The 19,153-nt window shown below is 36.2% G+C and carries 13 protein-coding genes and 2 pseudogenes; all 15 read left to right on the top strand.

Going from position 1 to position 19,153, the window contains the following annotated elements; translation table 11 throughout:
* Positions 1-666 precede the first annotated feature (666 nt).
* The 15 genes and pseudogenes from FM037_RS09920 to FM037_RS09985 all read left to right on the top strand — a co-directional run bounded on the left by FM037_RS09920 (position 667) and on the right by FM037_RS09985 (position 19,032).
* Positions 667-3,402, top strand: coding sequence for an SLBB domain-containing protein (locus FM037_RS09920; RefSeq protein WP_144045873.1), 2,736 nt, complete (start codon positions 667-669; stop codon positions 3,400-3,402).
* Positions 3,403-3,601: 199 nt separating this feature from the next.
* Positions 3,602-3,832: a four helix bundle protein gene (locus FM037_RS09925; protein ID WP_229381139.1), complete on the top strand. Its 231-nt coding sequence runs from the start codon at positions 3,602-3,604 to the stop codon at positions 3,830-3,832.
* 271 nt (positions 3,833-4,103) lie between these two features.
* Positions 4,104-5,060, top strand: a complete 957-nt coding sequence (locus tag FM037_RS09930; protein WP_144045874.1) for a Wzz/FepE/Etk N-terminal domain-containing protein — start codon at positions 4,104-4,106, stop codon at positions 5,058-5,060.
* 19 nt (positions 5,061-5,079) lie between these two features.
* Positions 5,080-6,069, top strand: coding sequence for a sugar transferase (locus FM037_RS09935; protein WP_144045875.1), 990 nt, complete (start codon positions 5,080-5,082; stop codon positions 6,067-6,069).
* Positions 6,070-6,110: 41 nt separating this feature from the next.
* Positions 6,111-6,560 carry a GDP-mannose mannosyl hydrolase gene (locus FM037_RS09940; RefSeq protein WP_144045876.1) on the top strand — a complete coding sequence of 150 codons (450 nt, stop codon included), beginning with the start codon at positions 6,111-6,113 and terminating at the stop codon, positions 6,558-6,560.
* 30 nt (positions 6,561-6,590) lie between these two features.
* Positions 6,591-8,003 (top strand): mannose-1-phosphate guanylyltransferase/mannose-6-phosphate isomerase, encoded by a 1,413-nt coding sequence (locus tag FM037_RS09945; protein WP_144045877.1) that lies wholly within the window; start codon positions 6,591-6,593, stop codon positions 8,001-8,003.
* Between the two features lie 2 nt (positions 8,004-8,005).
* Positions 8,006-9,445: pseudogene (locus tag FM037_RS09950) on the top strand (phosphomannomutase).
* Positions 9,446-9,520: 75 nt separating this feature from the next.
* Positions 9,521-9,691: a hypothetical protein gene (locus tag FM037_RS28505; protein WP_185976998.1), complete on the top strand. Its 171-nt coding sequence runs from the start codon at positions 9,521-9,523 to the stop codon at positions 9,689-9,691.
* Positions 9,692-10,791: 1,100 nt separating this feature from the next.
* Positions 10,792-11,899: pseudogene (gene gmd / locus FM037_RS09955) on the top strand (GDP-mannose 4,6-dehydratase).
* A gap of 6 nt (positions 11,900-11,905) precedes the next feature.
* On the top strand, positions 11,906-12,832 hold the full coding sequence (locus tag FM037_RS09960; RefSeq protein ID WP_144045878.1) for a GDP-L-fucose synthase family protein: 927 nt from the start codon (positions 11,906-11,908) through the stop codon (positions 12,830-12,832).
* Positions 12,825-13,997 (top strand): DegT/DnrJ/EryC1/StrS family aminotransferase, encoded by a 1,173-nt coding sequence (locus FM037_RS09965; RefSeq protein ID WP_144045879.1) that lies wholly within the window; start codon positions 12,825-12,827, stop codon positions 13,995-13,997. Before FM037_RS09960 ends, FM037_RS09965 begins: the two co-directional genes overlap by 8 nt.
* 104 nt (positions 13,998-14,101) lie before the next feature.
* Positions 14,102-15,535, top strand: coding sequence for a lipopolysaccharide biosynthesis protein (locus FM037_RS09970; protein ID WP_144045880.1), 1,434 nt, complete (start codon positions 14,102-14,104; stop codon positions 15,533-15,535).
* Positions 15,532-16,557, top strand: coding sequence for a glycosyltransferase family 10 domain-containing protein (locus FM037_RS09975; RefSeq protein ID WP_144045881.1), 1,026 nt, complete (start codon positions 15,532-15,534; stop codon positions 16,555-16,557). The genes FM037_RS09970 and FM037_RS09975 overlap by 4 nt, the downstream gene beginning before the upstream one ends.
* On the top strand, positions 16,557-17,576 hold the full coding sequence (locus tag FM037_RS09980) for a CgeB family protein (RefSeq protein ID WP_144045882.1): 1,020 nt from the start codon (positions 16,557-16,559) through the stop codon (positions 17,574-17,576). Before FM037_RS09975 ends, FM037_RS09980 begins: the two co-directional genes overlap by 1 nt.
* The gene (locus FM037_RS09985; protein ID WP_144045883.1) at positions 17,566-19,032 is read left to right on the top strand and encodes a hypothetical protein; all 1,467 of its coding nucleotides are present in this window, start codon (positions 17,566-17,568) and stop codon (positions 19,030-19,032) included. Before FM037_RS09980 ends, FM037_RS09985 begins: the two co-directional genes overlap by 11 nt.
* The last annotated feature ends 121 nt before the right edge of the window (positions 19,033-19,153 follow it).

The raw sequence follows: 19,153 nt of genomic DNA on the forward strand, positions 1-19,153 counted from the left end.
TGAATGTAACTTGAGCGTTTGGAGGGGGAAGTTCTGCATCGAAACATGCATGCGGTAATAATGAGCAGCATTAAAATAAAAAATCGAGTACAATACGCCGCTTCATTTGTTTGTGTTTTTACCGAAGACTGAATCAAGGCAGAAACAAATAAATGGGGTCATTAAAATAGTATTAATTCTATTAGGTAGGCCAAAAGTTCTTAGCAACGGAGTACAAGAGTGTCGAGGTAAGTTTAGCAACTTTACTTTGTTTTCTTAGCCCTCTATTCAGAACAAAAATATGAATTTACGCTACGGCGTAGGGCACTCTGGAAGCCGCAATCCATGGGCGGTAGCGTGCCTGAAAGGCAAAAGTATGAAATATTTCATACTTTTAGCGAGAGTGACAGAGCTCTGCGACCATCAGGATCGGTAGCGTGCCCGAAGGGCATCGAATGAAAAGTTTCATTCGTTAAGCGAGAGCCGAAGGCCTCTCGACAACAGCTCCTGCGTTGTTCTACTAACCTACATCCTTGTAGGAATGGCCGCCACGTGGATCGGTAGCATGTCTAAAAAGCAAAGTTATCAACAATTGCCGTTACCCAAATTCCGTAAGTGAAGCGTTCCTCAGGTCGTAGACCGTTCGTCTTCGCTTCAACTTAAAACTTCTTTCGACGGAGAACACCGGTGTTACACAAAACCAAAAAAATAATCATTGCAGGCATAAGTGCACTCGTTTTGTTAAGTACACAGGCGCAGGCTGTAATGCCGTCTCCTCAGATGATAGAACAGTTCAAAAAGCTCCCTGCTTCAGAGCAGCAAAGACTCGCAAAGCAATACGGTATCGATCCGTCGATGATAAGTGGTGGTTCTAGCCAACAGCGTCAACTTGAAAACCCACAGCTAGTAAATGAAAGACAGCTGATAGATAACCGAGGTGGAGAAGGTAAAAAAGCCAAGCTAGATTTTGATGAAGATAAGGCTAAAGCAGAATTAAAGCGATTTGGTTATGACTTGTTCCAGGGCGAACCTACAACGTTTGCACCCGTTTCGGATGTGCCCGTACCGAGTGAGTATATGGTCGGTCCTGGAGATAACATCAAAGTTCAACTCTATGGCAAAGATAACAAAGAGTATGACTTGGTTATCAATCGCGAAGGAGTAATCCAGTTTCCTGAACTTGGGCCGATAAATGTCGCAGGCTTAAACTTTGAAGAACTGAAAAAGCAGTTAACGACGCGAATCAATCATCAGATGATCGGCATTGAATCGAATATCACCATGGGCGAGCTACGTTCAATTCGAATCTTTGTTGCAGGTGATGCTTACAAGCCGGGTTCATATACGGTTTCGAGTCTATCGACTATCACACAAGCTTTGTTTGTGTCTGGCGGGGTAAACAAAATTGGTTCACTGCGTAACATTCAGTTAAAGCGTAATGGCAAACTTATAGGCATCATGGACCTTTATGACTTGCTCATGAGAGGGGATGCTTCAGGAGACGAGCGTCTCCGTTCTGGCGATGTCGTGTTTATCCCATCTGTGGGTGGGCTCGTTAGTGTGACAGGTGAAGTGCGTCGACCCGCTATCTATGAGTTGAAGAAGCACGAAACCATAGGAGATATCATCTCTATGGCTGCAGGCCTTAAACCTGGGGCTTATCCTAGAAGTAGTAGCGTTGAGCGATTCAATAGCAAAGGTTTAAAAACAGTAACGAACCTAGATTTAACCACCGACAGCGGAAAAGCCACCAAAGCACGCTCTGGAGATGTTGTCAGAATCAAGAGTGCATCGAATCGGTATGAAAATGCCATCACAGTTGTCGGTGCGGTAGTTCGTCCTGGTAAGTATCAATGGTACCAAGGGCAAAAAATCAGTGATCTGGTTCCATCAATATGGGGTGACTTACAAGCCTCAGCAGATCTTGATTACGGTATTATCGTTCGTGAAATAAATGACTATGGTGATGTCGAAATCCATCAGTTTGCGCCAGGGCTTGCTATTAGTGATAAAATCCCATCTGAAGACCTGTTACTAAAATCTCGGGACAAGGTGATTTTCTTTAATTTCAGTGACGAAGCACAAAATCGCTATGAATTGAATAAACTCGTCAAAGAGAGAGTTGCAAAGATGACTAAATTAGCTGGCGATTCCCTGATAGGTAATGACATATTCAGCGCAGGCTTTTCGCAGTTACAAAAGCAAGGTTTAGAACAACGCAGTCAACTAGGTGGTGTGATTATTGCTAAAGAGGCGCCAGAAGATGACCAAGCTGCTGCAGTCATTGGCGAAGTCAACAAGATGTTAATTAACCTGTTTGACGATAAAGATCTGATTAAACTTAGTAGTGTAATGAATAGAGGCGAGCTTCTCTATCCAGTAGTTATGAAGCTCAGTAGTCAGGGGCGTGCGGGTAAGGGCGTCATGGTTGTTGCTGTTAATGGTAAAGTGCGACATCCTGGAATATATCCTTTAGCGGTTAATGCCAGAGTCAATGATCTAATTAAGGCCGGCGGCGGCCTTAAAGAAGGAGCGTTTACTGCCAGAGCCGAACTGACCAGCACAGTGACAGATAATTCTGGCTCAAGTATTAATCATGCCAATGTCGATCTTAAAAGTGCTATTGAGGGAAATGTTACTGCTAATGTTCTTTTGAAAGGTCGTGACATTTTAACTGTCATGACTACACCTGAGTGGCAAGAGAACAAAACTGTAGAGATCCGTGGTGAAGTTAAGTTCCCTGGTGTTTACAACATACGTCGTGGTGAGACACTTGAAGATGTACTAAAACGTGCTGGTGGCTTTACCGAGTATGCCTACCTTCCTTCATCTGTTTTTGTACGTGAGTCAGTTCGTTTACAAGAACAGTTAGAGATCAAGAAGCTCGCCGATCAACTACGTCGAGATATTGCGACTCGTGGTGTATCTAAAGACGGTAACGTGGTCAATTACGCCGACGCACAGATGATGTTAACTGATTTAGAGAATATCAAAGCAGTCGGGCGTCTAGTCGTAGATTTATCAGCTATTTCAATTGGCATCGAACAAGCCGATTTACAGCTTGAAGATTCAGATGTGTTATATATTCCATCGACTAAGCAGACCATTGCGGTAATGGGCGAAGTGCAGCATGCTGCTACTCATAGATTTAAGCAGGGCTTAACACTAGATCAGTATCTTGCAATGTCTGGCGGAGTAAGAGAGCGCGCCGATGATGATAGAACCTACGTCATCAAGGCCAACGGTTCGGTTATGATGCCGAGTAACTCAATGTGGTTCAGCAGTGCAGATGATCTACAGCCTGGTGACACCATTATTGTACCGCTAGATACTGAGTATAAAGACAGCCTAACTCTATGGACTCAAGTCACCAGCATCATCTATAACACTGCAGTTGCATTCGCCACAGTCGCTAATCTTTAAGGTTAAGATGAACGCCGCAAACGGCTACGGAACGGACTGCGTCCTTACGGAATTTACCGTAATCCGTTTTCGCTCTTACATCTTTTACCGTAAGTGAGCTTGCGAACGTTCCGTAAACCGTTATCGCTTTTTAGCAAAGCTCAACTTTTACCCTAACCAAGGATGGTTATGAAATTCCAAAAGACTAGAAGTCTGGCAATTGAGCTACAAACTGTCATGTTCTATTTATTTAAATACAAAAGAGCTAAAGGATTGGGGCTTTAAAGACCAACTAACAAGTTCTGGACTCTCTGTGCCTTCTAATATAGCAGAGGGAATCGAGCGGCAGGGAGTGAAAGAGCAGATTCAATTTCTCTATATTGCTAAAGCATCACTTGCAGAAATGATGACACAAGCAATGATAGGTAGAGAAATTAGTTATTTAGATTAAGATTTTGTTGAACAAATACTTAGTGATTCTGAGAAAATATCCGCAATGCTAGCAGGATTGATTAAAAGCTTAAAAAATCATAATAACTCCTCTTAGCTTTAAAGTTTTGCTGTAAGTGAGCCTGCGAACGTTCATCTTGGCTTGAAGTTTTTCCGTAAGCGAAGCGTTGATCTTAGCCCTAAGCTTTTACCGTAAGTGAGCCTGCGAACGTTCCGTTATCCCTTAGCGAAGCGTTCCGTCATCAAGACCTTAACAATGAGACACATTTTCAATGTCCACTGATATAAATAAATATAACGACTCACAGTTCGCTCAAACAACGAACGACGATGAAATCGATCTCCGCGAACTCTTCGCGGTAATCTGGCAAGGAAAATGGCTTATCATAGCCATTACTGCCGTATTCGCAATTGGTGCAGTCATCTACGCTATTAATCTGCCCAACATATACAAATCTGAAGCTCTTCTAGCACCAGCCTCAGAAGAGCAAAGTGGTGGTTTAAGTGCCTTAGCTGGCCGCTTTGGAGGGCTTGCCAGCATGGCGGGGATTAACCTGGGCGGTGGCGGCGGAGTAGATAAGACTAAAATGGCCATTGAGGTGATGAAATCACGCCAATTTACCAGTCAGTTTATTCAACGGCACCAGATCTTGCCTGACTTGATGGCGATTGATAAATGGAACATGAGCGATAATAGCATCATCTACGATGATAAATTATATAACTTAACTACTAATACCTGGGTTCGTGAAGTTAACGCGCCGTTTAAGCCAGAACCTTCGATGCAAGAAGCCTATAAAGAGTTCAATAAGGTTATTTCAGTTAACTCTGCTAAAGATACCGGCATGGTAACTGTATCAGTCGAGCATTTGTCGCCTGTTATCGCACAGCAGTGGGTGACTTGGTTGATTGAAGATATCAATCGTGTGATGAAAGAGCGAGATGTCGATGAAGCTAACCGTAGTAGTCAGTTTTTAAATAAGCAGATTGCGCTTACTAATGTGGCCGATATTCGTTCTATTCTTTACAAACTCATCGAAGAGCAAGCAAAAACGATTATGTTTGCTGAGGTGCGTGATGAATATGTATTTAAAACTATAGATCCAGCTTTGATTTCAGAAGAAAAATTTAAGCCAAAGAGGGCATTCATAAGTATCATAGGAACTATGCTAGGGGTAATGTTGGCTTTAATTTTTGTGTTTATCCGCTACTTCGCACGAAAGAAATAAATTATTTGGCAATTAATATATGAATTTTAGAGTAAATAAAATAGAAGAGACTGATAATTATCAGCACACAGAAAAGCTTATAAAACGTTTTAAGTCAAAGACACAAGTTTTAAATCAAAAACAGATCTATGTTTATTGCCCTGTTGACCGTGAACGTGAAATTGGAGAAATTATTGATGATTATTCATTTGACATAGTTGTGAATGATTATTCTATTACCGATTTTAGTTGTAAGGTTATTTGTCATTTTGAAAGTTCACATCTATCTAAAGAAAAACGGCAGTTTTTAGTGCAAGCTACTGAATTAGGCGCTTGGGTTGAACCACTAGTTAGCTATTTAGATGCTCGTTTAGGTTATACTGAAGTCCGATTATTACATAGCGGCTATTTTTTGCACCAGAAAGCTTTTTCAATTTTATCGACAAAAAGGACACAATTAGCCAAGAGAATTATCGATATTATTGCTATTACTATGCTGTCTATTCTCGCTATCCCTATTTGTATTCTGGCTGCTATTGCTATTAAAGTTGAAAGTAAAGGCCCTATACTTTATAGACAAAGACGGACGGGTCAATATAATGATGAGTTTTATGTAATTAAGTTTCGCTCTATGTGTTCTGATGCCGAAAAGTTTGGAGCTCAATGGGCAAGCAAAAATGATACTAGAGTTACGCGAGTTGGTGAGTTTATTAGAAAAACTCGAATTGATGAATTACCTCAAATAATAAATATTCTCAAAGGTGAAATGTCTATAGTAGGGCCCCGTCCTGAAAGAGAAGTATTCATAAGTGAACTAGAAAAAGAAATTCCATATTATCGCTTTCGGCATGCAGTTAAACCAGGAGTAACAGGTTTAGCACAAGTTAGTTATCCATATGGAGCTTCGGTCGAAGATGCCGTCTGGAAGCATAAATATGATATTTTTTATATTAAGCATCACAGCTCTTGGTTGGATATAAAAATACTATTTAAAACTGTAAAAGTAGTTTTGTTTGGTATGGGACGATAATTTATACCCTGCTTTTGTTGTGATTGAGGTTGTAAGTTCTTATGTATTTGGATGAAGATGTTTTTTCACTTATCGTAGCTAATACCCCATTAGTTTCGATAGATTTAATTGTTCTAAATGAAAAAAAGCAAATATTACTTGGAAAACGTATAAATAAACCCGCTCAGAATCATTGGTTTGTACCTGGAGGACGAATTCTTAAAGATGAAACTCTCGCACAAGCTTTTAAACGTCTCACAAGGATAGAGCTAGGTAATGAAATTGATATAACTCAAGCAGTGCTACTTGGGCCTTACGAGCATTTTTATCCAGATAATTTTTATAATGAAGAGTATAGCACTCATTATATTGCGCTTGGTTATCAGCTGAGTCTTGAACTAAGTTTACTTCAATTACCAAAACGGCAACATGCTCACTATCAATGGTTCGACGGTAACGAATTACTCAGTAGAGATGATGTTCATCTACACACCAAGTGGTATTTTGCCTAGCTTCTGTCAATTTTAAAATTAGGAATAAAAATGATTTTACCAGTAATTATGGCCGGTGGAACAGGTAGTCGTTTATGGCCACTTTCTCGTGAACTATACCCAAAGCAGTTTTTAACAGTGTCGGGTAATCAATCGTTGTTGCAACAAACAATTGAGCGTTTATCTGGGATTGAGCATCAAGAACCATTATTGATTTGTAATGAAGAACATAGGTTTATTGCTGCTGAACAACTACGCATTGCCGGTTTTGGTCATAATGGTATTATATTGGAACCCGTTGGTCGTAACACAGCACCTGCTATTGCTTTGGCTGCTATACAAGCATTAAAAAATTCAGATCTGGGCGAAGATCCAATCTTGTTAGTGTTAGCAGCAGATCATCTCATTCAAGATATTGCAGCTTTTTCATCATCAGTGGCTAAAGCATTACCTTTTGCTGAAAATGATCAATTAGTGACTTTCGGCATTGTCCCTACTTCAGCTGAAATCGGTTATGGTTATATTAAGGCTGGTAAAAGTGATAATGATGCCTTTAATGTTGAAAAGTTTGTTGAAAAGCCCAATCTCGAAACAGCTGAAGCTTATATATCTAGTGGTGATTATTATTGGAATAGCGGCATGTTTATGTTTAAGGCATCTCGATATCTTGAAGAATTGAGAAATCATTGCCCTGAAATTCTGAATGCATGTGAAAGATCAATGCAAGTAACAAATCTTGATATGGATTTTATTCGTGTTGATAAAACTGAATTTGAGAAATGTCCAGATGACTCAATTGATTATGCCGTAATGGAAAAAAGCAAAGGTGTGGTTGTAGTCCCCATGAATGCCGGCTGGAGTGATGTTGGCTCTTGGTCTACATTATGGGAAGTATCCCAAAAAGATAGAAATAACAACGTCTGCAAAGGAGATGTTATTTCAATTAACTCATCTCAATGTTATCTACACTCAGAACATAAATTAATTGCTACTGTAGGTATAGATAATATTGTAGTTGTTGAAACTAAAGATGCTATTTTGGTTGCTCATAAAGACAAAGTTCAAGATGTGAAAAAAATAGTTACCCATCTAAAAAAATCAGGACGGACAGAGCATAAAATCCATAGAGAAGTCTATCGTCCCTGGGGGAAGTATGATTCGATTGATTTTGGTCAACGTGATCAGGTTAAACGTATTACAGTTAAACCAGGTGAAAAATTATCAATTCAAAAACATCACCATCGTTCAGAACATTGGATTGTTGTGTCAGGCACCGCAAGTGTCTTAAATGGTGACAAGACAATCCTTCTGACTGAAAATGAGTCAACTTACATTCCGCTTGGCACAATACATGCGTTAGAAAATCCTGGTAAAATTCCACTGGAAATGATTGAAGTTCAGACAGGTAGTTATTTGGGCGAAGATGACATAGTACGCTATGAAGATAGATACGGGCGTATATGAGGATGATACCTGTGATAAACGAGTTCAATTTAATTAGTTCAACGGTTATTAGAGAAAGTGGCATTGTTTTTGGTACTAGTGGTGCTCGGGTTAGTGACTCAATTCACATCTAACGTATGTGCAGCATTTTCTGTTGCTTTTATCACCGGTATGAAGCGTGACTTTAATTTTAAAACCGTTGCAATTGCGATAGATAACCGCCCTAGTAGTTATGCGATGGCACAAGCATGTGCATCAGCATTAAGACAATTAAATGTTGATGTAGTGTATTACGGTGTAGTACCTACTCCTGCTTTGGCTTATGTAGCCCAAGAAGATTCGATGCCAGCTATTATGGTAACTGGAAGTCATATTCCGTTTGATCGTAATGGCCTTAAATTTTACCGACCAGATGGCGAAATCAGTAAAGCTGATGAACTAGTCATCACCAATGAGAATATTGAGTTTACTAAGCCAGCGGAGTTAGTTCAATTAACTATTAACAACAGAGCTGCAGAAGTATATATAACCCGATATACCTCACTATTTGACACCCCTTGGCTTACTGGAAAGCGTATTGGTATTTATGAGCATTCCAGTGCCGGTAGAGATCTTTATTATCGTATTTTCGAAAAGCTAGGTGCCGATGTAATCGCATTAGAGCGTAGTGATTATTTTGTGCCTATTGATACAGAAGCCGTATCTGAAGAGGATCATAATAAAGCTATTAATTGGTCTAAAGAACATGACCTTGATGCAATTTTTTCAACTGATGGTGATGGTGACCGACCTCTAGTTGCTGACGAAAATGGAGTTTGGTTACGTGGTGACATTCTTGGTTTATTAACCGCCGCTGCGTTAGAGATAGAGGCTGTAGTCGTTCCTGTAAGTTGTAATTCGGGAATTGAACTAAGTAATAAGTTCATCCATGTAGAACGTACGAAAATTGGCTCACCCTATGTAATCGCTAAATTCGCATATTTATCTAATAAATTCAATTCAATTGCAGGTTTTGAAGCTAATGGCGGTTTTTTATTGGCCAGTGAAGTTCGAGTTAATGGTCAACAGTTAAAAGCCCTGCCTACGCGTGATGCAGTACTGCCAGCGTTAATGGTACTAGCAGCAGCTAATAATTCTTCTATATCCAAGCTAGTTAATGGATTACCACAGCGATATACTTGTAGCGATCGCATTCAGAATATCACGACAGAAAAAAGCCAAGGGATAATTCTTAAAATAAAAAAGATCCTGAACTCTCATTGGCTAAATTAGGCTTGTACAATGGAGTTGTTGAAAGTATTGATGAGATTGATGGTTTTAGAGTAACATTAACAGATGGACGAATTGTGCATTTTCGTCCTTCAGGTAATGCGCCAGAATTGCGTTGTTATGCAGAAGCTTCAAGTTATTCTGTTGCTAGTGAATGTGTTTCAATAGCTTTAAAAAACATTCAAAACATATAGGACTTATATAACAAGTGTTATTACTGGAATAGAAGTTAATAATTAACTTTTTACATCTAGAATACAGAGGCTGAAATGAAAGTCGATAGAGTTTATGAAGGAACAAATTTCATTACAGGATTAAGGGCTATTGCTGTTTTTCTTGTATTCCTTATTCATGCTCGTGGTGGTGGGTTAGTTGAATTAGGAGGTGCATTCTCGAATTTGGTTATGATCGGAAAGTATGGAGTCGAAGTTTCTTTGTAATTAGTGGGTTTACTGTTTTCTATCAATTATTTGAAGGCGAATATACACTCAAAAGGTTTTTGTTAATCAGGGTTTCAAGGTTGTCAATCCCCTACTTTCCTATTTTGATAGTTATTTATGCTTATTTAGAGTTTGGTGGAGCTAGGTTTAATTTTTGGGATTTGAAATTTAATTTAGAAGAAAACTATCTAGTTAATTTGTTATATCATATTTCATATTTGGGATGTTTGATTTAAAATACGCCAATACAATGATCGGAGTTGAGTGGACTTTATATATTGAAGTGTTTTTTATTGTGTTTTAGGTTATTTAATAACTAGGGGAGTGATAAAACTAAAAACTCAGCATCTATTGATAGCTTTATTTATATCAGTTTTTATTGCCGCTTCATTTTTAATGTTGAGTTATTTTAAAGTTCTTGATCGCTTACTTGTACATTGGATGCCTTTTAAATATGGTTGGATGTTTTTACTAGGTGGTTTGGGATATTACTTAAGGAAAATGTTTAAAAGCTTTACTTCTAACAGTGTTAGTTGCTTAGTCTCAAACATTACATTTGTTCTATCTTTAGTTGTATTTATAGTGTATTTAAACTTAGATTTTTTGAATCGTATTGGACATGTTAATGAGGTGTTTTTTCATTTTTTACTTTTATTCTCTTGATTTTAATAAATGACAAAGCCTTTTTTACAAGATTGTTAACCAATCGCCTTGTTATGTTTCTCGGTACAATTAGTTTTTCATTTTACCTGATTCACCTTTTGGTAATAACACTTAATGTAGCTAAGTTGTGTTTTGGTGTTACGGATATAACTGTTGCATTCTTTGTTCATTTTTTTGTAACTGTGTGTGCGGCCTTTATTTGGTACAAAATAACAGAACAGTTTATATATAGTAAGTTAAGGTTTATATTAATAGTAAGTATAAAGATGTAAGTCATACACTTGGAGGGTCTGATGTTGTCAAAAATTGACATTCATTAGTTATTATCATTAATAAATTGTCCAGATGGCTTAGTTGAATGTTAATTGAACCGATAAAGATGAGCTAGAAATAGCATGAATAAAATTAGATTAGGACTTTAAAGTGTCAAAAATAAAATTGCGTTAATAACGGGTGTTACAGGGCAAGATGGTTCATACCTTGCAGAATTATTATTAGAAAAGGGTTATGAAGTTCACGGCATTAAACGTCGTGCATCGTCATTAAATACTGCTCGTGTTGATCATATATATCAAGATAACCATGAAAAAAATCAAAAGTTTTTTTTGCATTATGGTGATTTAACAGATTCATCAAATTTAATCCGAATTATAAAAGATGTACAGCCTGATGAAGTGTATAACTTAGGGGCACAATCACATGTGGCTGTTTCCTTTGAGTGTCCGGAATATACTGCTGATGTCGATGCTATGGGGACATTACGACTACTTGAAGCTATTCGTTTTTAGGCTTAGAGAAAAAGACACGTTTTATCAAGCATCTACTTCAGAACTATATGGTGAAGTTCAAGAAATTCCACAAAAAGAAACTACGCCTTTTCATCCTCGTTCACCTTATGCCGTTGCAAAAATGTACGCATACTGGATTGTAGTCAATTATCGTGAATCATATGGGATGTATGCTTGTAACGGTATTTTATTTAATCATGAGTCTCCCCGTCGCGGTGAAACTTTCGTGACGCGAAAAATCACTCGTGCGATTGCTAATATGTCTCAAGGGTTAGAGACTTGTTTGTATCTTGGTAATATGGATGCGCTGCGTGACTGGGGGCATGCGAAAGATTATGTACGCATGCAATGGATGATGCTGCAGCAAGATGTAGCAGATGATTTTGTTATTGCAACAGGCAAACAAATTAGTGTGCGTGAATTTGTTAGTTTATCAGCCAAAGAAGCAGGTATTGAACTTGATTTCACAGGTGAAGGACTTGATGAAATTGCCACGATAACTGCTATTACAGGTAATGATGCACCTGCATTAAAAGTAGGTGATGTGATTGTTAAAGTTGATCCTCGTTACTTCCGCCCTGCAGAAGTTGAAACGTTACTTGGTGACCCATCGAAAGCGAAAGATAAATTAGGTTGGGTTCCTCAAATCACTGTAGAAGAAATGTGTTCTGAAATGGTTGCTAGTGATTTAGATATTGCAAAACAACATGCAATATTAAAAGAACATGGTTATGTAAAATCAGTTGCTGTTGAGTAAATACTTATGAAAATATTATTAACCGGCGCTAATGGCATGGTTGGTCGGAATATTCTTGCTGTTTCTACTATGCATAATCATGAGTTTTTATCACCGAGCAGTTCAGAACTAGATTTGTTAGATGGCAATGCTGTTTATCAATATGTAGAAAAGCACCAGCCTGATATGATTATACATGCGGCAGGTGTTGTTGGTGGCATTCAAGCAAACATGGCAAGACCAGTTAAGTTCCTAGTCGATAATATGCAGATGGGAATTAATATTCTTACTGCTGCTAATGACATCGGCGTGGTTAACTTTTTAAATTTGAGCAGTTCCTGCATGTACCCTCGTGATGCCATTAACCCATTATCTGAAGAATTGATCTTAAAGGGTGAACTTGAGCCTACAAATGAGGGTTATGCTTTAGCTAAGATTACTAGCACTAGACTATGTGAGTACATAAGCAAAGAAACCCCAAGCCGATTATACAAAACAATTATCCCCTGTAATTTATATGGTAGATTTGATAAGTTTGATCCTAATCATTCTCATATGATTCCAGCAGTTATTCGGAAAATAGATGAAGCAAAAAATAATCAAGTTTCTGAAATTGATATCTGGGGTGATGGCGAAGCACGTCGTGAATTTATGTATGCGGAAGATTTGGCTGAATTTATTTTCTATGCACTTGATAACTTTGCCATAATGCCGCAAAATCTTAATGTAGGTTTAGGTACAGACTACACCATTAATGAATACTACCAAGCGGTAGCGGACGTAGTTGGCTATACCGGCGAGTTTACACATGATTTAAGCAAACCTGTTGGCATGAGACAAAAGTTAATTGATGATGCGAAACTAAAAGAGTTTGGCTGGGTTTATAAAACTAGCTTAGAGGTTGGCATTCAGAAGACCTATGAGTTTTATTTAAGTGAGTATTGTAATGACTAATTATGCTTTAGCGAGTAGCACCTGGAATGACAATGAGTATTCTGCGATTCAAAGAGTTATTGAATCGGATATGTTTACCATGGGTAAAGAAGTTGCTCAGTATGAAAAAGACTTTGCCGATTTTTTCGGAACTAAATATGCCTTGATGGTTAGCTCTGGTTCAACTGCTAATTTACTGATGATAGCTTCGCTATTTTTTACAAAGAATGAGTCATTAAAGCTGAAACGTGGCGATGAGATTATTGTCCCTGCTGTTTCATGGTCTACGACCTATTTTCCGCTTCAGCAGTATGGCTTGAAGGTTAAGTTTGTTGATATTGACCGTAAGACGTTAAATATGGACCTAGATAAACTCGAAGCAGCAATTACAGAAGATACACGTGCCATATTATCTGTAAATTTGCTTGGTAATCCAAATGATTACTTGCGAATGAATGAAATCATCGCTGGACGTGATATCTTTATTTTAGAGGACAACTGTGAATCAATGGGGGCGATGATTGATGGTAAGCAAGCTGGTACGTTCGGACTTATGGGGACATACAGCTCATTCTTTTCACATCACATTGCTACTATGGAAGGTGGGTGCGTTGTTACGGATGATGAAGAATTGTACCATATTCTTCTTTGTATTCGCGCTCATGGTTGGACACGCAACCTTCCAAAATTTAATATGGTTAGTGGTGAAAAGAGTGACGATCCATTTGAAGAGTCATTTAAGTTTATGTTACCAGGCTATAATGCCCGCCCATTAGAAATGAGTGGAGCTCTAGGAATTGAACAGCTGAAGAAACTTCCTGATTTTATCAAAACGCGGCGTAAGAACGCACAGTTGTTCCAAAGCTTATTTTCAAATCATCCGTTTATAGATATTCAGCAAGAGACGGGGAATAGTAGTTGGTTTGGTTTCTCGCTAATTTTGAAAGAAAATGCACCTTATAATCGTGCTCACTTCGTTAAGCTATTATCAGAACATGGTATTGAATGTAGACCCATTGTAACTGGGAACTTCCTTAAAAATACTGAAGTACTTAAATATTTTGATTACGAAGTTGCTGGAACACTTGAAGCCTCAGAATATCTAGATAAAAATGGATTGTTTGTCGGGAATCATCAAAATGATATAGAAAAAGAGATAAAGTTACTCAGTACTATTCTTTCGTGATTTTATTAGGGGCGGCTTACTGGAATGTATTGACTAAATGTGAAGTCAATGCCGCTCCCTATTTTAACATTTGTTGAAGCATTACCAACACTTTCTAGAGAGTTATGAGTATAATTAATAAGAATAAAGATGTTGTGATATTAGCAGGGGGTAAAATATTACAGGTTTTATTAGCGCTTATATCTATTAAGTTACTAACAAGTCTTTTAAGCGAGGAAGAAGTTGGTCAGTATTACCTTCTACTAACTATTCTGACACTGTTCAATTTTGCATTTCTAAACCCTGTAGGCCAATATTTTGGTAGGCATGTGATTGGTTGGCAAACTGATAATAAATTATCAGTTGCGACTAATACTTTATTGTCTGTACGATTGTTGGCAATATTGGTGTCAATATCTGTTAGTTATTTCATTTATAGTATTTTAGGTTATGACCAATACTATACTTTAGGTGAATTTTTAACTTTCGTTTCCATTTCCTTATTATCTGGAACTTACTTAGTCCTTCTAAATAACCTTAACACGCTCGGAATGCGCTTATTATTTATTAAATATCTCATTTCATCTTTGTTTTTGGGGCTTATTTTATCATTAATAATCACGCAATATGTAACTGCTACAGGTATTGGCTGGTTGTATGGTATTGCGCTTTCACAGTGTGTCTTTATTTACCCTGTATATGTGAAATTTGTAAAAGTTGGAGAGAGAACAAAATTAGCTGGTAAATTAAATAGAAGCTCATGTAAGAAAATAATTGCATTTGTAATCCCCATAACTATTACGTTGTTTTTACAATGGGGACAGAATTCTTCATACAGAATAATAATTGAAAATAAATACTCCATTGAAACTCTTGCCTATGTAGCTGTTGGTTTTTCTGTTTCTAGTGCTATATTTACAGCTGTATCTAGTTTGGCAACACAGTATTTTAATCCTATATATTTTCGAAATATCACTAATGCATCAAAAGAGCAAAGAACTGCAGCTTGGAATGAACTAGCAGGTGTGATTTTCCCTGTTTACATATGCTTGGCACTATTCGTGATTTGTTTATCACCATATTTAATCAATGTGTTAGTTTCTGATAGGTTTCATGACGCATATATATATGTTGCTATTGGAGCCATTATTGAACTATTAAGAGTCTCTTCTAACATAGTTTATTTAGTATCCCAATCTGAGGTTAAAACTACAACAACCATTTTTCCTTACATAATCGGCTTCGTATGTAGTGTTACAGTATTGTACTTTGTTGATTTTTCCCAATATATATGGATGATAGCCGTTGTCTTAAGTGTTTCGTACTCTATCATATTTATATTGCTATTTGTGAATATGAGGAGGTTATTACCAATAAGTATAAAGATGAAAGGCGTTTGTAAAAGTGTTTTCCTATCTATTCCATTTTTTTTAGTACCATTAATCGAATGCAAGCCTTCGATTATTTCTTCTTTATTAATTATTGTTTTTTTTGGAATGTATCTTATTTTATGTATTTACAAACTAATTCGTATGCATGATGGTGTTATTATAAAATGAAAAAAATTTGTTTAGTTATACCTAAATACCTTCAAAAAAATGAGGTTTTTAATATTGAAAGTCCTTTGAATCGGGATGGGATTTTCGATAAATATATCAAGTTGAAAAGTGAGTTCAGGAAACATAATTGGAACTTGTCCACAGATGATATAAATACTATAGAGGTGTCTGATGTTGTTTTGTACTTTGACATGCCAAAGACGCTGCCTAGTAAAAATAAAATAAATTGTTCTTATTTGATTTTAGTAGAAAGTAGTTTAATCAGACCTGATAACTACGAATTTGAAAAGCATTCATATTTTAAAAGAATATTTACTTGGAATGATGAGCTTGTAGATAATAATCGGTATTTCAAACTTAACTTTTCTCACTTGTTCCCTCCGAATATCAAAGTGGATGTGAAAAATAAAGACAAACTTTGTATTTTAGTCTCTGGGAATAAAAAAACACCTTCACATAATATCAATGAACTTTATTCTAAAAGAGTCGATGCTATAAAGTGGTTTGAGTCAAACCAAGCTGATAAGTTTGATTTGTTTGGAGTCGGATGGGGTAAAAGAAGATTTGAAGGTCCCATATTACTTAGGGCATTAAATAGAGTGCCGTTTCTATGTGAACTATTTGCTATTTTGACTGGTCAGGTTTACCCATCTTATAGAGGTGTTATTAAAAATAAAAAAATAGTTATGGAAAATTATAAGTTTTCAATATGCTACGAAAATGTAAAGGATATACCGGGTTATATAACGGAAAAGATATTTGATAGTTTTTTTGCTGGTTGTGTTCCAATTTACTGGGGAGCAAATAATGTTAGTAAACATATCCCAAGTAATTGTTTTGTGGACAAAAGGGATTTTCAATCTTATGAAGAATTGTTTGATTTTATTTCGAACATTGATGATGAAAAATATATTGACTATATGAATAATATTCAAAACTTTTTAAATAGTGAAGATGGATTTAAATTTACTGGCCAAAATTTCGCTGAAGTTGTCGTGTGCAATGTATTGAAGGATTTTTAATGATTAAAAAAATTTTATATGTAGCTTTTAAATATGAATCAGGTATTAAATCTAATGGCTTAGCTTTAAATTATAAGGCGTGGCATGATAATTTTATTGATCTTGGCTACGAAGTGGATGCAATATTTTATGATGACTATTCTATAGATGAAATTCAAAAAGAAATCATTATTAAAGCCGAGAAATATAAACCTGATTTGATATTCTTTATTCTTCAAAAAGATCAGGTTAAAGTAAGTACAATCAATCATCTACATATGAAAGGTTTTTTTACAGTCAACTTCTTTGGTGATGATCAATGGCGATTCGAAAGCTTCACATCTGTTTATGCACCCTATTTTTCTGCTTGTATTACAACAGATAAATTTAGTGTAGAAAAGTATATCAGTATTGGTCAACCTAATATTATATGTAGCCAATGGGCATCTTTAGAAAATAAAATAGAAATTGACAATAATGATTATAAATACAATGTTAGTTTTGTTGGTGGTTGTAACCGTTATAGAAAATGGTTTGTCGATACTTTAAGAAAAAGAGGGATCACGGTCGATTGTTTTGGCAATGGCTGGCCTAATGGAAGGGTGACCTACGCAAAGATAGAAGAGATTTTTTTGAGTTCAAAAATCAACCTCAATATTTCAAATAGTTCTAGCTTTGATATTAGATATTTGTTTTCAAGTTTTAAAGCTATGTTGTTAGGGATTAAAGCTGTTTTTATAAGTGGAAAAAGCAGTAGTCAAACTAAAGCTAGAAATTTCGAGATACCCGTTCAAGGGGGATTTCAATTAACTGATTATGTTCCAAGCTTAGAAGATTACTTTTTGATTGGTAAGGAGATTTCTTGCTATAATAGTATTGATGAATCGGAAAAGTTGATTCATTATTTTTTAAATAATGAGGAAGAGAGAGAAGTAATAAAGTCTTCTGGAATAAAAAAAGCAAGAAATAATCATACATTTAAACACCGAATAGTTGACTTCATGATAAAATTGGAAGAGTTGAAAAAAAATGACTGTTAACAAAATCGATAAGCTAACTTTAACTAATCTAGTTGAAGGTCATTTTGAAGCTGATTTTAATTCAGTAGAACATAATATTATCACATTGAATTCAGTAGATCTGTTGACCCATAATCGTTTTGATTTGGCTTTTAAGTTGCTTTATTTAGATGGTATCTGTTTTAAGTCTTATTTTTCGAAAGAGTCTTATAAGGAACACATTAGGGCTTTTAGTCTCGGCAGGTATACCGAGCCAGGGAATGATAAAAAGAATAATATTGAAAGTTTCTATCAATCATTTCATGTCACATATGAAAAAATTCAAAGAATTGGTTTTGATTCTACAGAGTCGCTTATACCGTTATCCTGCAATGGTTCTATACTTGATGGAGCTCATCGTTTAGCGAGTGCTATACATTTAGGGAAAAAAGTAAGTTGCATAGAATCGAATGCTGATTCAAAAAAATATGATTATAGGTTCTTTTTTTCCAGGCAGGTACCAATTAAAATGCTGGATTCTGCAGCAACGAAATTTGTAGAGGTAGCTAATAACATCTATATTGCTTGTATATGGCCATCAGCTATCGGACATGATGATCAGTTAGAAAAGGTTATCCCCAACATAGTGTATAGAAAAAATGTGCCTATAAATTTAACTGGTGCTCATAATTTATTGTCTCAAATATACTCTGGAGAAAAATGGTTAGGTGATGTCAAAAATAATTACAAAGGAGTGAAAGGGAAGCTTTCGGAATGTTTTAGCAATAATGATGATGTTCGATTTATCGCTTTCCAGGCAAGTTGTCTACAAGAGGTATTAGAAGTTAAAGAGTGTATTAGAGAAATATTTAAAATTGGGAAACACTCTGTTCATATTACAGATACAACCAACGAGGCGATAGAGCTCGCTCATCTTGTTTTCAATGATAATGCTTTGCACTTCCTTAATTATGGAAAACCAAATACTTACATTAATACTCATATAAAACTAAATGAGTTTATTGAATTTATGGATATACATAAATTAAATAAAAATGAAGTGGCATTAGATACAGGAATGCTTTTGGCTTTGTATGGGATAAGACCTGCTTCTGATATAGATTATTTATCTTTAGTAGAGATACATACTGAAGTTTCTGACAACATTGAATCTCACGATAATAGTTTGATCTTTCATGCCCAAGATAAATCTAATCTATTACTAGATCCTGAATTTTATTTTTACTTTAAAAACGTTAAGTTTATTTGTTTTAATCAAGTGTACAATATGAAATTAAATCGAGGTGAAGTAAAGGATATAAATGACATTCAGGTTATGAAAGGTATGTTAGAAAATAATATAATAAAACAATTTATTGGAAGGGTTAAGCAGAAAGTTTTTTACACAAAAGCAAAACTATTTAAGATCTTAGTTTTGATATTAAAACGAGTTGGCCTATTTGATTTTGTCTATAATTTGTATAAAGCTCTTAAATGATGCTTATGTTTTTCTAGTTAGACCTGAAGTGGGTTATTCAACTTTGGGTACTTCAGTATTATACTATTATGTTATTTTAGTACAATTACAAGGTTGGGGGGCGGGGGAACTAATATAGGAC

This window comes from Shewanella psychropiezotolerans, assembly GCF_007197555.1.
Taxonomy (GTDB): domain Bacteria; phylum Pseudomonadota; class Gammaproteobacteria; order Enterobacterales; family Shewanellaceae; genus Shewanella; species Shewanella psychropiezotolerans.